The sequence below is a fragment of the Bradyrhizobium arachidis genome (assembly GCF_024758505.1).
GTDB classification, from domain to species: domain Bacteria; phylum Pseudomonadota; class Alphaproteobacteria; order Rhizobiales; family Xanthobacteraceae; genus Bradyrhizobium; species Bradyrhizobium manausense_C.
In genome coordinates this window covers 4353009-4366355 of record NZ_CP077970.1, presented here as the reverse complement: position 1 = coordinate 4366355, position 13347 = coordinate 4353009, and the positions used below count along the sequence as shown (strand labels likewise).

Genomic DNA, 13347 nt, shown 5'->3' with positions numbered 1-13347 from the left:
ATGCGATCCTTCTCCGTCATCGACTTCGTATCGCTCGTCGCCGCGCTGCGCTGGACCGTTCTGCTCGTCGTCCTCGCGCTTGCTTTCGGCGCACCGCTCGCGCTTGGGCTTGCTACGGGGCGCGTCAGTTGCTTTGCGCCCCTGCGCTGGGCGATGGCCGCAATCATCCAGGTCATCCAGAGCGTGCCGCTGCTCGGCCTCCTGTTCTTCTTCTATTTCGGCATGCCGGTCTTCCTCGGCATCCAGGTGCCGGCGATCATCGCCGTCACCGTTGCCTACACGCTCTACACCGCGGCCTTCCTCGGCGAGATCTGGCGTGGCGGGTTGGAGGCCGTGAAGCTGGCGCAGTGGGAAGCCGGAAGTTGCCTCGGCCTGTCGCTCTGGCAGCAATTCCGCCACATCATCGCACCTCAAGCCCTGCGCCTGTCGCTGCCGCCGACGGTCGGCTTCCTGGTGCAGCTCATCAAGGGCACCTCGCTCGCCTCGATCGTCGGCTTTGTCGAGCTCGCCCGTGCAGGCCAAGTGGTGAGCGCGGCGACGTTCCAGCCGCTGCTCACCTACGCGCTGGTCGCCGCGATTTATTTCGCGCTCTGCCTGCCGCTTACGCTCTGGTCCCGCTCTTTGGAGGCCCGCCTCGATGGCTCTCGTTGAAATCCGCGACATCCACAAGAAGTTCGGCCGGGTCGACGTGCTCAAGGGCGTCTCGCTCGACGTCGAGGAAGGCGAGATCGTCACGATCATCGGCCGTTCCGGCTCGGGCAAGTCCACGCTGCTCCGCTGCATCAATGCATTGGAGACCGTCGATGCCGGCGAGATCCGCGTCGAGGGCGAGAGGGTCCACGCCAAGATGCGTGACCTCAAGCAATTCCGCCAGCGCGTCGGCATCGTGTTCCAGGCCTTCAACCTGTTTCCGCATCTGAAGGTCGAGCGCAACATCACCCTCGCCCCTCTCCTCACCGGCCGCACCGACAAGACGAAGGCGCGCGCGCTTGCCGAGGACGTGCTCGCCCGCGTCGGCCTCGCCGACAAGATCGATGCCTGGCCGGAGCAGCTCTCCGGCGGCCAGCAGCAGCGCGTCGCGATCGCCCGCTGCCTCGCGATGGCGCCGCATCTGATGCTGTTCGACGAGGTGACCTCGGCGCTCGACCCCGAGCTCGTCGGCGAAGTCTTGAAGGTGATGGAGGCGATGGCACGCCAGGGCATGACGATGATCCTCGTCACCCACGAGATGGGCTTTGCGAGAAACGTCGCCGACCGCATCGTCTTCATGCATCAGGGCCGCGTCTGGGAACAGGGGCCGCCGGCAAAGCTGTTTGCAAACCCCGAAACGCCCGAGCTCGCAAGCTTCATTGCGTCTGTGAAATGAGAACCGTCCCCGTCATCCGGCCGTCGGCCGACACCAGGAGAGCGTCATGAGAAAGTGGAAGTCCCTCTTCACGATTGCTGCGACGGCGGTTGCCGTCCTTGCCACATCGAGTCTTGCCAGAGCCGACAAGCTCCAGGACGTGCTTGGCGCGGGCAAGCTGCGCGTCGGCATCCTCACCGACGCCGCGCCCTGGGGCTTCAAGGATGACAAGGGCGAGATCGCCGGCCTCGATGCCGACCTTGCCAAGCTGATCGCCGGCGACATGGGCGTGAAGCTCGAGCTCGTCCCCGTGACGGGCGCGGCGCGCATCCCGAGCCTGCTGTCCGACAAGATCGACCTCCTGATCGCGGGTCTCGGCGCCACGCCCGAGCGTGCCCAGCAGGTGATGTTCTCCCAGCCCTATGCGGTCGTGAATCTCGGCGTCTACGGCGCGAAATCGCTTGCGTCGGCGACCGGCAAGAAGCCGGACAATCTGGAGGGTCGCACCGTTGCCGTCGCGAAAGGCACGACTCTCGACGTCTGGCTCACCGACAACGCGCCGAAGGTGAAACTGGTCCGCTTCGAGGATACGCCGGCCGCCATCGCCGCCTATCTCGCCGGACAGGCCGACAGTTTTGCGGAGAACAGCGCGATCGCGATCAAGGTGCAGGAACAGAATCCGACCAAGGAGGTCGAGCTGAAATTCCTGATCCGCCAGTCGCCGGCGCATATCGGCGTACGCCAGGGCGAGCAGAACCTGCTCAACTGGATCAACACCGACATCTTCACCAACAAGCTGAACGGCAAGCTCGGCGCGCTGCAATTGAAGTGGTTCAAGGAAGAGCAGACGCTGCCGACGCTGTAAGCTCGGACAAACGCTCCCGCGCACGGCGCGCGGGAGCTCACCTCACGAGGAGAACTTTCAGATGATCAAACGTTACGTCGTCGGCCCGCGCATGAGCCAGGCTGTCGCCGCCGGCGGCCTAGTGCACATCGCCGGCCAGGTCGCCGATGACCGCAAGGCGGGCATCGTGTCACAGACGCAGCAGGTGCTTGCCAAGATCGACGCGCTTTTGAAGGAAGCCGGCTCCGACCGCTCCAAGCTCGTCGCGGTCAACGTGTTCCTGCCGCACATCACCGATTTCGACACCATGAACTCGGTCTATGACGCCTGGATCGATCCGGCCAATCCGCCGGCACGCGCCTGCGTCGAGGCTCGACTTGCCGATCCCGACCTCCGCGTCGAGATGACCGCGGTCGCCTTGCTTTAACGGCATCGCCCTTTGTCCAACCTTCGGCCGGCGTCGGCAACGACGCGGCCTCGAGGCACCCAATGCATACCGGACTCTTCCACGAGATCGATTTCGAGAAAGACCAGAAATGGTCCGGCCATCTCGGCATTCCCTTCTCGATCGATCGCTCCCCCTATTTCCAGCTCAAGATCCCGATCTTCCGGATCAAGAATGGCGCCGGCCCGAAACTCTTGCTGATGGCCGGCAATCATGGCGACGAATATGAGGGCGAGATCACGCTCGCCCGCCTGTTCCGCCGGCTCGATCCGGTTGCCGTGACCGGCGAGATCACCATTTTGCCCTTCGCCAACCTGCCGGCGGTGATGGCGGCGCGCCGCCGCTCGCCGCTCGACGAAGGCAATCTCAACCGCGCTTTCCCGGGCGATGCCGCGGGAACGCCGACATTCCGCCTGGCGCATTTCCTCGAGCACGAGCTGTTCCCGCGCCACGAAATCGTCTTCGACATCCACTCCGGCGGAACGTCGATGGCACATCTGCCCTGCGCGCTGATCGAGCGACAGGGACCGCCCGAGATGTTCGGCCAGGCCCTGCGTCTCATGGAGGGGCTCGGAATGCCCTTCGCCTTCGTTGCCGAGAACGGCGCCGCCGCGCCAACTTCAATGGCGGCCGCTGCGCGCGCCGGCGCGATCGGGCTGTCAGGCGAATTCGGCGGCGGCGGCACCGTTACGCCGCAGACCATGGCGCTCACCGCGCGCGCCGTCGACCGGCTCCTGCTTGCGCTCGATATCGTCAAGACACCGGTGCTCGGGCCGCATGCGCCGATCGAGGGACCGACCGAACTGCTGGCACTGCAAAGTCACGCCCAGGCGGTGTACGCGACGCGGCGCGGCTGGTTCGAGCCGGCTGTCATGGTCGGAGCCCGGGTCAAGGCGGGCGACATTGCGGGCTGGTATCACGATTTCGAGCGTCCCGAAGCGAGCGAGGAGGTCCTGCGCTTCCCCGCCGACGGCATCGTCATCTCGCAGCGCCTGCACACCGACAGTCAGAGCGGCGATTGCCTGGTCCAGGTCGGCCGTGCCCTGACACGCGATGAGGCTTTGGCGCGGTGAGCGTTGTACTCTAGCTTCGGAGAATCGATGAGCGATCCGACGAAGCCGACCTACGACGACGTGGTGCGCATTCCGGCGCCGCCCGGCCGCGGCCCGGCAACCGGGCGACCGCCGCGCATCGAAGAGGTGGCGGAGCGCGCCGGCGTTGCGCCAATCACAGTGTCGCGGGTGCTGCGACACCCCGAGAAGGTCAACCGCGAGACCCGCGACCGCATCCTCGAAGTGATCGAGACGACGGGATATGCGTCCAATCCGCATGCGCGCGCATTGCGGTCGGGACGATCGAACGTGGTCGTCGCCTTCGTCTCCAACATCCTCAGTCAGCAGTTCGGCCTCGCCGTGCGCAGCCTCGCGGCCGCGCTCGAGCCCGAAGGCTATGAAGTGCTGGTCGGCCAGACCTCCTACTCCTACGCCAAGGAGGTCGCGATGATCCAGTCGCTGCGCGGCATCCGCCCCGCAGCTGTCATGTTCACCGGCGTCATCGAGCTCCAGGAGAACCGGGCCGCGTTGCAGGAGCTCGGCATTCCCGTGATCGAGACCTGGGCCTTCCCGCGCGATCCCATCGACATGCTGGTCGGATTTTCCAACGCGGATGCTGGCGCCATGGCGGCGGAGCGCCTGGCGCAGGCGGGACATCGCCGCCTTGCCTTCATCGGACGCAGCAGCGGCCGCGGCGCGCTACGCCGCGATGGCTTTCGCGCGGCGGCGACGAGGCTCGGTCTCGAAATCGTTCACGAGATCGGCGTCGGCGAGATCACGGGTCTGGTCGACGGCCGGGCCGCGTTCACGGCGCTGCTCGATCGCGGCAATCGCGCCAGTGCGGTGTTCTGCGCCAATGATCTCCTGGCCACCGGCGCGCTGATCGAGGCCCGCTCGCGTGGCATATCGGTGCCGCGCGATCTCGCTTTGCTCGGCTTCGGCGACAATGACGTGGCGGATCAGATCACGCCGGGCCTCACCACCATCACCTTCAATGCCGCTGCGATCGGCCGGGCGGCGGGTGAGCTATTGCTGGCGCGTCTGGCCGGCACGCCACAAATCGAGCCGCGACATGCGGTGGAGTTGGTCCTCCTTGAGCGCGGCAGCGTCTGAGGCTTAGGCGACGTTCTTCAGATCCTGCTGGATCGCGGCCAGCAGCGATTGCAGCGCATCGCTGTTCACCGGCTTGGCGTCATTGGCCACGCGCGGGGTGGGACGCGCCGGGAATTTTGGCCGTGCAGGAAATGGCGGCGGGGGCGCCGGCATCAAGGCCTGCCCGGGCTCGTCCTCGGCATGCACGAATTTACCATGGATGACGTCGTCGCGCCGGCCCATGACGAACATCGTCGCCCAATAGCCGGCGGCCAGAAGAATTACGCAGAAAATACCGATCTCAAACAACATCACAGCACCTGAAATTGGTGCGATGATTCAATGCCTTCGACCGCCGGTCAATGAACCGGCGGTCATACTTACGGCTTTTACGGGCGGGTGTTGCCGATTGGTAACGCCTCGTTAACCATATTTGCCTCGCCCCGAGGGGGTGATCAGGCCTTGTCCGGTCCCACGCGAACGAGCTGCTTGCCGAAATTGGCGCCCTTCAACAGGCCCATGAACGCTCCTGGCGCGCTGTCGAGGCCTTCGGTCACGAACTCCTTGTACTTGACCTTGCCCTCACGGACCCAGCCGGACATGTCGCGCAGGAAGTCGCCGTGACGGTTGGCGAAATCAGAGACGATGAAGCCGCGGAAGGTCAGCCGCTTGGTCAGCGTCGCGAACATCAGCGACGACGCCCATTTCGGCGGCTTGGCGTCGGTGTCGTTGTAATGCGCGATCAGGCCGCACACGGGAACGCGCGCAAACGGATTGAGCAGCGGGAAGACGGCTTCGAACACCGCGCCGCCGACGTTTTCGAAATAGACGTCGATGCCCTTCGGGCAGGCAAACTTCAGCTTCGCGGCAAAATCGGTTTCGCGGTGATCGAGGCAATCGTCGAAGCCGAGCTCGTTCTTGACGTAGTCGCACTTGTCCTTGCCGCCGGCGATGCCGATCGCACGCGCGCCCTTGATCTTTGCGATCTGGCCGACGGCCGATCCGACCGCTCCGGATGCGCCCGCCACGACCACCGTCTCGCCCGGCTGCGGCTTGCCGATGTCGAGCAGGCCCGTATAGGCCGTCATGCCGGGCATGCCGAGCACGCCGACGGCGGTGGAGATCGGTGCAAGTTTTGGATCGATCTTCGCAAGGCCCTTGCCATCGGAGATCGCATGCGTCTGCCAGCCGGCACGTGCGAGCACGATGTCGCCCTTGGCAAAGCCGGGATTGTCTGATGCCGCCACCTCGCACACCGTGCCCGCTTCCATCACGCCGCCGACCGGTACTGGCGCCGCATAGGACTTCGTGTCGTTCATGCGGCCGCGCATATAGGGATCGAGCGACAGCCAGATGGTGCGCAGGAGAACTTCGCCCTGCCCCGGTGTCGGCACAGCGAATTCCTCGGTACGGAAATCGGATGGTTTTGGCTCACCGACGGGACGCGCGGCGAGAACGATGCGTTTGCCTTGGGACATGATGCTTCCTCCTGAATGCTTGTTGCAGTCATTTAGGAGACGCATCGCGGGGAAGCAAACCCCGCACTCGCTGTCATCGCCCGCGCAGGCGGGCGATCCAGTATTCCAGAGACGGTCGTGATTAAGCCGAGAGGCCGCGGCGTACTGGATGCCCCGGTCAAGGCCGGGGCATGACAGCGGAGTTTTGGGCGAGTGCGTGGATGGCCGGGTCAAGCCCGGCCATGACGAGTGGAGAGATCCGAAACGACTAACCCCCGCCCGGATAGTTCGGGGATTCGCGCGTGATCGTCACGTCGTGGACGTGGCTTTCGCGCAGGCCCGCGCCGGTGATGCGGACGAACTGTGCCTTCTTGTGCAGATCGTCGAGGGTGCGCGCGCCGACATAGCCCATCGCGGCACGCAGGCCGCCGGCGAGCTGGTGCATGACGTTGCCGACCGGGCCCTTGTAGGGCACCTGGCCCTCAATGCCTTCGGGCACGAGTTTGAGCGTGTCCTTGATGTCCTGCTGGAAGTAGCGGTCGGCCGAGCCGCGCGCCATCGCGCCGACCGAGCCCATGCCGCGATAGGCCTTGTAGGAGCGGCCCTGCCACAAGAACACTTCGCCGGGCGTCTCGTCGGTGCCGGCGAGCAGCGAGCCGACCATCGCGATGTCGGCACCGGCCGCAAGCGCCTTGGCGAGATCGCCGGAGAACTTGATGCCGCCGTCGGCAATCACGGGCACGTCGGCCTTTTTCGCGGCCTCGACCGCATCCATGATCGCGGTGAGCTGCGGCACGCCGACGCCGGCGACAATGCGCGTGGTGCAGATCGAGCCCGGGCCGATGCCGACCTTGATGCAGTCGGCGCCCGCGTCGATCAGCGCCTGCGTGCCCTCCATGGTCGCGACATTGCCGGCGACGACCTGCACGGAGTTGGAGAGACGTTTGATGCGGTTGACGGCCGTGAGCACGTGCTTGGAATGGCCGTGCGCAGTATCGACGACGACGAGATCGACGCCGGCATCGATCAGCCGCTCGGTGCGCTCAAAGCCGGACTCGCCGACGGTCGTTGCGGCAGCGACGCGCAGGCGCCCTTGCGCGTCCTTGCAGGCGAGCGGATGGGCGACCGCCTTTTCCATGTCCTTCACGGTGATGAGGCCGACGCAGCGATATTGGTCGTCGACGACGAGCAGCTTTTCGATGCGATGCTTGTGCAGCATCCGCCTGGCTTCGTCCTGGCTGACATTCTCGCGCACCGTGACGAGATTTTCATGCGTCATCAGCTCGGAGACTTTTTGCCGGCGGTCGTGGGCAAAGCGGACGTCGCGGTTGGTCAGGATACCGACGAGCTTGCCCGGCGTGGTCTTGCCGGCACCAGTGACAACGGGAATGCCGGAGATGCCGTGATCGCTCATCAGCTTGAGCGCATCGTCGAGCGAAGCATCGGGGCTGATGGTGAGCGGGTTCACCACCATGCCCGACTCGTATCGCTTGACCTGCCGGACCTGGGCGGCCTGCCCTTCGGGATCGAAATTGCGGTGGATGACGCCGAGGCCGCCGGCCTGCGCCATGGCGATCGCCATGCGCGCCTCGGTGACGGTGTCCATGGCGGAGGCCATGATCGGGATGTTGAGCGGGATGGCGCGGGTGACGCGCGAGCGGATGTCGACCTCGGACGGCAGCACGTCCGACAGGCCCGGCTTCAACAGCACGTCGTCGAATGTGTAGGCTTCGCGGATGCCTTGAAGTACCGTGGCCATCGCCAACTCCTTCCTGCGGCCATGCCGCAAATGCTTATGGATGAGCGCCACCCTCGGCGTACCTTGCGGCAGCGCCGGAGAATCGGAGCCCATCAGTGGGGTTGACGCGGGTCGATAGCACGGTCGGCTGACGAATCAAAGCCATTCGACCCGATTGCCAGCCATGCACAGGCTTTTTTGGGTGGGTTAGCTTTGGTCTCTCAGGAGGTTGTCCATCTGGTCTGAACCGAGGAAGCTGAGGTTGCGAAGCTTCAGTGTTCCAAGGAGAGACCAGATGAACGTCCACAAGAATGCGCCTTTGACGCCCAAAGGTCGAGAGGCGATGGTGCGAGGCGTGATCGATGGCGGGCTGAGCCAGGCCGCCGTGGCAGATCGGTTCAACACGACACCGAAAACGGTGGCCAAATGGGTCAAGCGGTTCCGCGCAGAGGGTGTTGATGGTTTGCGCGACCGCTCGTCGCGACCTCATTCATCGCCAAGCCAAACCCCTGTCGCCACGTGCGCCGCCGTCGAGACGTTGCGCCGGCAGCGCCACACCGGCAAGCAGATCGCAGCCGAGGTCAGGGTGTCACGGGCCACCGTCAGCCGCATCCTTCGCCGCTTGGGATTAAGCCGGATACGCGATCTGGAGCCCGCCGAGCCGGTGCGCCGGTACGAGCGCGAGCAGCCCGGCGAGCTCATCCATATCGACATCAAGAAACTCGGCAGATTCATCAGACCAGGCCACCGCATCACGCACGATCGCCAGAAGGGCGAAAGCCGCGGCGCCGGCCACGAGTTCGTCCACGTGGCCATCGACGATGCATCGCGCCTGGCCTTCTCCCAGATCCGGCGTGATCAGAAAAAGGAGAGCGCCATCGCCTTCCTCAAGGGTGCCGTCACTTACTACCGCAGCCTCGGCATCAAGGTCACCGGCATCATGACCGACAACGGCTCCTGCTACCGCGCCAAGGCCTTCGCCAGAGCATGCAGCAAGCTCGGTCTCAAGCACATCTTCACCAGACCCTACAGACCGCAAACAAACGGCAAGGCCGAACGCTTCATCCAGACCGTGCTGCGTGAGTGGGCTTACGCTCGCGCCTACGACACCTCAGACCAGCGCGCCAACAACCTGCCAATCTGGCTTCATCACTACAACTGGCATCGCCCGCACGGTAGTCTGCAAGCCAAACCACCGATCAGCCGCCTCGGCCTTCCGAAGGACGACCTGTTGAGATTCCACAGTTAGCGCGGATAGCCCGGCGGCGGGCCGTGCTGGCGGATCGCGTCCACCACCTCCCGGTGCCGCCGGTCCTCCCGCTTCATGTGCACCGCGATCAGCGCATGGGCTGATGGCACCAGGAACAGGATCGGGAAAATCAGGCCGAAAATCACGCAGATGACGATCACGACGAGGTTGAGGATCGCCGAGAACGGCTGGCCGTTCAGGAGCAGCCCGATCGGTGGCAGCAGCGCGGCAAGGATGTAGATCATCGCGGGATCTCCGGCAGCCGGTGCAACCTCGGACACGGTTGGTGGTCACACCGCTGTGACGCAGGATTTAGGTGCTATGCGCAGTTCCGCAATGGTCTCGACGGCGCGGCGATGATAAGCCGCAAATGCCCCTTGCTTCTGATTTCCATTACTTTTCCGTCATGTTGGACAACAAGCAACGCGTCATCCCGCTGATCGTGGCGACCGCCCTGTTCATGGAAAACATGGACTCGACGGTCATCGCCACCTCGCTGCCGGCGATCGCCGCCGACATCGGCACGAGCCCGCTGACGCTGAAGCTCGCGATCACCTCCTATCTGCTGTCGCTGGCCGTCTTCATCCCCGCGAGCGGCTGGACCGCCGACCGGTTCGGCGCGCGGATGGTGTTCGCAATCGCGGTCGGCGTCTTCATGGTCGGCTCGATCGGCTGCGCGCTGTCGCAATCGGTGACGCATTTCGTGTTCGCGCGCATCCTGCAGGGCATGGGCGGCGCGATGATGACGCCGGTCGGCCGCCTCGTGCTGCTGCGCTCGATCGACAAGAGCGAGCTGGTCAACGCCATGGCCTGGGTGACGGTCCCTGCCCTCATAGGTCCCGTGATCGGCCCGCCGCTCGGCGGGTTCATCACGACCTACGCGTCCTGGCACTGGATCTTCCTGATCAACATCCCGATCGGGCTCGTCGGCATCTTCATGGCGATGCGCTTCATCGATCCCATCAAGAGCGAAACGCAGGAGCCGTTCGATCTCTACGGCATGGTGCTCGCAGGCATCGGGCTTGCCGGCATCGCGTTCGGTCTCTCCGTGGCCGGGCTCAACCTGCTGCCCTGGGGCACGATCGCTGCCCTGGTCGTCGGCGGATCGATCTCGATGACGCTGTACGTCCTGCACGCGCGGAAGACGGGATCACCGGTGCTGGACTTTTCGCTGTTAAAACTGCCGACGCTCCGCGCAGCCATATTCGGCGGCTTCATGTTCCGGCTCGGCATCGGCGCACTGCCGTTCCTGCTCCCACTCCTGATGCAGATCGGTTTCGGGCTGTCGCCGTTCCATTCGGGCCTGGTCACCTTCGCCTCCTCGCTCGGCGCCATGGGCATGAAGACACTGGCCGCGCGCATCATCCGCACCTTCGGCTTCCGCAATCTGATGACGGTCAACGCGATCATCAGCGCGTTCTTCCTCGCCGTCTGTGCGCTGTTCACGGTGACGACGCCGCTGCTCATCATCATGGTCATCCTGGTGGTCGGCGGCTTCTTCCGTTCGCTCGAATTCACCGCGATCAACACGGTGGCCTATGCCGACGTCGAGACAGCGCAGATGAGCCGCGCCACCACGCTCGTCAGCGTCAACCAGCAGCTCGCGGTCTCGGCCGGCGTCGCCGTCGGCGCCGCCTGCGTGGAAACGACGATGTGGCTCAACCATGTCAGCGAGATCAATGCCACCGTGTTCGCGCCGGCCTTTCTCGTCGTGGCGCTGACGTCGGCGGCGTCCTCCTGGTTCTTCTGGCAGATGCCTGCCGATGCCGGCCACGAAATCTCCGGCCGCAAGGCGGTCGAGGTCGCAAGCCGCAAGGGCGCCGCGAAGAGCGCGGCGAGCGCCGCCGTCAAGGCGGCGACCGAGGATACCCAGGACGTGCGGGATCAAAGGCTGGGGTAGCGGAAAGCAAGGTGCCGGCCTCGGCAGGTCAAAAACCCGCAAAACAACCCCATGCAAAGTAGCCGGGCGCGCCCCGCGACGCCCTACGAACGCCCGCGGAACAGCGGGCCTATGGATCTCTCCAACCAACGCGATCAGTCATGAGGCGATCCATCGGGAGCCGCGAGTTCACCGAGATGAACGCTCGTTTGTCTTCGTGACTCCTGTTCCTCGCGGGCGCGCGTTTGCAACTTTTGCCCTTCGTTGATGTTGGCACGACGTCGCAACGCTAATCGGAAAATCGGATGAGGGCTTGTTCGTCTCGAGCTCTGTCGTTCGAAAATACCCAATTGAAAAATGCTGCAAAGCAAACGGAGGAGGTTCAGATGAACACAAGCAAGAGCAGGTTCCTGCTGACTACAGCAGTGCTGCTCGCCGGCGTCAGCCTGGCGTCGGCGCAAGGCATGCGTGAAGGTGCCGGCGGCGGAACGAGCGGCGGCGGAGCCGCTGCGGAACAGGGTCGGTCCGGCGGCGGAATGTCGCAAGGCGCAGGTGGCGCTTCCCGCAGCGAAGGAATGACGCAGGGCCGCGCAGGCGGCCGGGCCGAGAGTCCCTCCGCGGCGCCGTCGCGTACCGAGCGCAGCGAAGGAATGCGTGACAGCGGCAAGGCCGACAGGGGCGAGCGTCAGACCATCGGTCAGGGCCGCGGCGACCACGACAACGCGCGCCAGTCCCAGTCTGAAAGCGACAAGCGTGGCAAGGACCAAACCGTCGGTCAGGGCCGCAGCGAACCTGGCCAAGCGCGTCAGTCCAGGTCCGATAGCGACAAGAGCGGACAAAAGGACCAGAGCGTCGGACAGGGCCGCAGCGACCGCGACGTTACGCGTCAGTCGAAAGATGCAGATCAGGGTAAGACCACGACCACAGGCGCCAACACCAAGGACAATGTCCAAGGCAAGAACGCGAAGGGTCAGAGCACGACGTCGACCGGCGCGAACACCAAGGACAATTCCCAAGGCCTGAACGCGCAGGGCCAGAGCACGACAACGACGGGTGCGAACACCAAGGGCAACGCACAAGGCCAGAACGCCCAGGGTCAGAGCACCACAACCGGCGCGAACAACAACGCCCAAGGCCAGAATGCACAGCAGGGTCAGGGTACGACGACTGGCACCAACACCCAGGGACCGGCCAACACCCAGGCGCAAACCCAGGATGCGACCACCCAGAGCATGTCCGGTCGCGTGCAGGTGAGCGCACAGCAGCAGACGACGCTGCAGCAGTCGGTGTTGAGCTCACGCAATGTGGAGCGCGCGCGAGTCAACTTCAATTCCATCAACTTCGGGATCAATGCCGGCGTGGTGGTGCCGCGGAACATCTCCGTGGTCTCCTTCTCGGCATACCCGGCGCTGATCGGCATCTATCCGGGCTATCGCGACTACAGCTTCTTCGTCGTGGATGACGAGATCGTGGTCCTCGACCGAAGGCGCAGGATCGTCGACGCCATTCCCGCCGGCCCGCGGACACACTTTGTCCGGCGCGGCGGCCCGAGCGTTGGCGGTGGCAGCGTCGCCACGCTGGATCTCAGCCCCGACGAGATCCGCGTTGTTCAACGGGTTCTGATTGAACGTCGCCTGATGTCTGGCGAAGCAGACGGCGTCCTCGGGCCCACGACGCGCGAAGCGCTGATTACCTTCCAGAGACAGGAAGGCTTCCAGACCACCGGCTCGATCGATACCCGCACGGTCGCTGCACTGGGCGTGTCCAACCAGATCCGCGCTACGCAGGGCCAATCGACGACCGTCGGTCAGGATGGGACTGGCCAGTCGACGCAGCAGAACACGACCGGGCAAAACACCGGTCAGACCACTGCGCCTGCGCAGCAAAATCAGACCAATGCGCCAGCGCAGCAGAACCAGACCACGGGCCAGGCTCCGCAGAACCCGCCGTCTACAAGCGGCCAGGCTCAGCAGAACCAACCGGCGACGCAGGGCCAGGCAGCGACACAACCGCCGTCGGGCCAGACCACCGGACAGGCCCCGGCCCAAAGCAACAATCAGCCTACCAACCAACCCAGCGCTACGCAGAACACGCAGTCTGGACAAACCGACCAGAATAACGCCCCGGCGCCTTCGGCGTCGGGTCAGCCGGCTCAGAACCAACCCAGCCGGTAAAGGCGCCTCCTGAGCCCCGCCTCTGGCGGGGCTCTTTTTGCGGCCCGCACAGCCCCAGCGGTCGGGCAGCGC

The 13347-nt window shown here is 64.8% G+C and carries 13 protein-coding genes; 9 read left to right on the top strand and 4 right to left on the bottom strand.

Annotation, left to right across the window (positions count from 1 at the left end):
- The 6 genes from KUF59_RS20010 (at position 1) to KUF59_RS19985 (ending at position 4799) form a co-directional block, all read left to right on the top strand.
- A complete protein-coding gene (locus KUF59_RS20010) occupies positions 1–651 on the top strand; it encodes an amino acid ABC transporter permease (protein WP_212462604.1) in 651 nt (216 codons plus the stop codon).
- Positions 638–1366: an amino acid ABC transporter ATP-binding protein gene (locus KUF59_RS20005; protein WP_212462603.1), complete on the top strand. Its 729-nt coding sequence runs from the start codon at positions 638–640 to the stop codon at positions 1364–1366. The genes KUF59_RS20010 and KUF59_RS20005 overlap by 14 nt, the downstream gene beginning before the upstream one ends.
- A gap of 46 nt (positions 1367–1412) precedes the next feature.
- A complete protein-coding gene (locus KUF59_RS20000) occupies positions 1413–2210 on the top strand; it encodes a transporter substrate-binding domain-containing protein (RefSeq protein ID WP_212462602.1) in 798 nt (265 codons plus the stop codon).
- Between the two features lie 61 nt (positions 2211–2271).
- Positions 2272–2616, top strand: a complete 345-nt coding sequence (locus KUF59_RS19995) for a RidA family protein (RefSeq protein ID WP_212462601.1) — start codon at positions 2272–2274, stop codon at positions 2614–2616.
- A 62-nt stretch (positions 2617–2678) separates the two neighbouring features.
- On the top strand, positions 2679–3707 hold the full coding sequence (locus KUF59_RS19990) for a succinylglutamate desuccinylase/aspartoacylase family protein (protein WP_212462600.1): 1029 nt from the start codon (positions 2679–2681) through the stop codon (positions 3705–3707).
- Between the two features lie 27 nt (positions 3708–3734).
- The gene (locus KUF59_RS19985) at positions 3735–4799 is read left to right on the top strand and encodes a LacI family DNA-binding transcriptional regulator (RefSeq protein ID WP_212462599.1); all 1065 of its coding nucleotides are present in this window, start codon (positions 3735–3737) and stop codon (positions 4797–4799) included.
- 3 nt (positions 4800–4802) lie between these two features.
- On the opposite strand, the gene KUF59_RS19980 is transcribed toward KUF59_RS19985, so the two are convergent.
- From KUF59_RS19980 to guaB, 3 genes are all read right to left on the bottom strand, one after another.
- On the bottom strand, positions 4803–5087 hold the full coding sequence (locus KUF59_RS19980) for a hypothetical protein (protein WP_212462632.1): 285 nt from the start codon (positions 5085–5087) through the stop codon (positions 4803–4805).
- Positions 5088–5233: 146 nt separating this feature from the next.
- Positions 5234–6256, bottom strand: a complete 1023-nt coding sequence (locus tag KUF59_RS19975) for an NADP-dependent oxidoreductase (protein WP_212462598.1) — start codon at positions 6254–6256, stop codon at positions 5234–5236.
- 247 nt (positions 6257–6503) lie between these two features.
- Complete coding sequence (gene guaB, locus KUF59_RS19970; RefSeq protein ID WP_212462597.1) at positions 6504–7994, bottom strand: IMP dehydrogenase; 1491 nt, start codon at positions 7992–7994, stop codon at positions 6504–6506.
- Between the two features lie 274 nt (positions 7995–8268).
- Here guaB and KUF59_RS19965 point away from each other — a divergent pair, with 274 nt between their 5' ends.
- Positions 8269–9222 carry an IS481 family transposase gene (locus KUF59_RS19965; protein ID WP_258768043.1) on the top strand — a complete coding sequence of 318 codons (954 nt, stop codon included), beginning with the start codon at positions 8269–8271 and terminating at the stop codon, positions 9220–9222.
- Here KUF59_RS19965 and KUF59_RS19960 read toward each other — a convergent pair.
- The gene (locus KUF59_RS19960) at positions 9219–9467 is read right to left on the bottom strand and encodes a hypothetical protein (RefSeq protein ID WP_212462596.1); all 249 of its coding nucleotides are present in this window, start codon (positions 9465–9467) and stop codon (positions 9219–9221) included. The two genes, KUF59_RS19965 and KUF59_RS19960, sit on opposite strands and share 4 nt — an antisense overlap.
- Before the next feature lie 164 nt (positions 9468–9631).
- Here KUF59_RS19960 and KUF59_RS19955 point away from each other — a divergent pair, with 164 nt between their 5' ends.
- Complete coding sequence (locus KUF59_RS19955) at positions 9632–11122, top strand: MFS transporter (RefSeq protein ID WP_408918119.1); 1491 nt, start codon at positions 9632–9634, stop codon at positions 11120–11122.
- A 365-nt stretch (positions 11123–11487) separates the two neighbouring features.
- On the top strand, positions 11488–13275 hold the full coding sequence (locus KUF59_RS19950) for a peptidoglycan-binding protein (protein WP_212462595.1): 1788 nt from the start codon (positions 11488–11490) through the stop codon (positions 13273–13275).
- Positions 13276–13347 lie beyond the last annotated feature (72 nt).

Excerpts from the sequence above, each read along its gene's own strand:
- KUF59_RS20010 (WP_212462604.1), top strand. The coding sequence starts at position 1 with ATGCGATCCTTCTCCGTCATCGACTTCGTATCGCTCGTCGCCGCGCTG.
- KUF59_RS20005 (WP_212462603.1), top strand. The coding sequence starts at position 638 with ATGGCTCTCGTTGAAATCCGCGACATCCACAAGAAGTTCGGCCGGGTC.
- KUF59_RS20000 (WP_212462602.1), top strand. The coding sequence starts at position 1,413 with ATGAGAAAGTGGAAGTCCCTCTTCACGATTGCTGCGACGGCGGTTGCC.
- KUF59_RS19995 (WP_212462601.1), top strand. The coding sequence starts at position 2,272 with ATGATCAAACGTTACGTCGTCGGCCCGCGCATGAGCCAGGCTGTCGCC.
- KUF59_RS19990 (WP_212462600.1), top strand. The coding sequence starts at position 2,679 with ATGCATACCGGACTCTTCCACGAGATCGATTTCGAGAAAGACCAGAAA.
- KUF59_RS19985 (WP_212462599.1), top strand. The coding sequence starts at position 3,735 with ATGAGCGATCCGACGAAGCCGACCTACGACGACGTGGTGCGCATTCCG.
- KUF59_RS19975 (WP_212462598.1), bottom strand. The coding sequence starts at position 6,256 with ATGTCCCAAGGCAAACGCATCGTTCTCGCCGCGCGTCCCGTCGGTGAG.
- guaB (WP_212462597.1), bottom strand. The coding sequence starts at position 7,994 with ATGGCCACGGTACTTCAAGGCATCCGCGAAGCCTACACATTCGACGAC.
- KUF59_RS19965 (WP_258768043.1), top strand. The coding sequence starts at position 8,269 with ATGAACGTCCACAAGAATGCGCCTTTGACGCCCAAAGGTCGAGAGGCG.
- KUF59_RS19960 (WP_212462596.1), bottom strand. The coding sequence starts at position 9,467 with ATGATCTACATCCTTGCCGCGCTGCTGCCACCGATCGGGCTGCTCCTG.
- KUF59_RS19950 (WP_212462595.1), top strand. The coding sequence starts at position 11,488 with ATGAACACAAGCAAGAGCAGGTTCCTGCTGACTACAGCAGTGCTGCTC.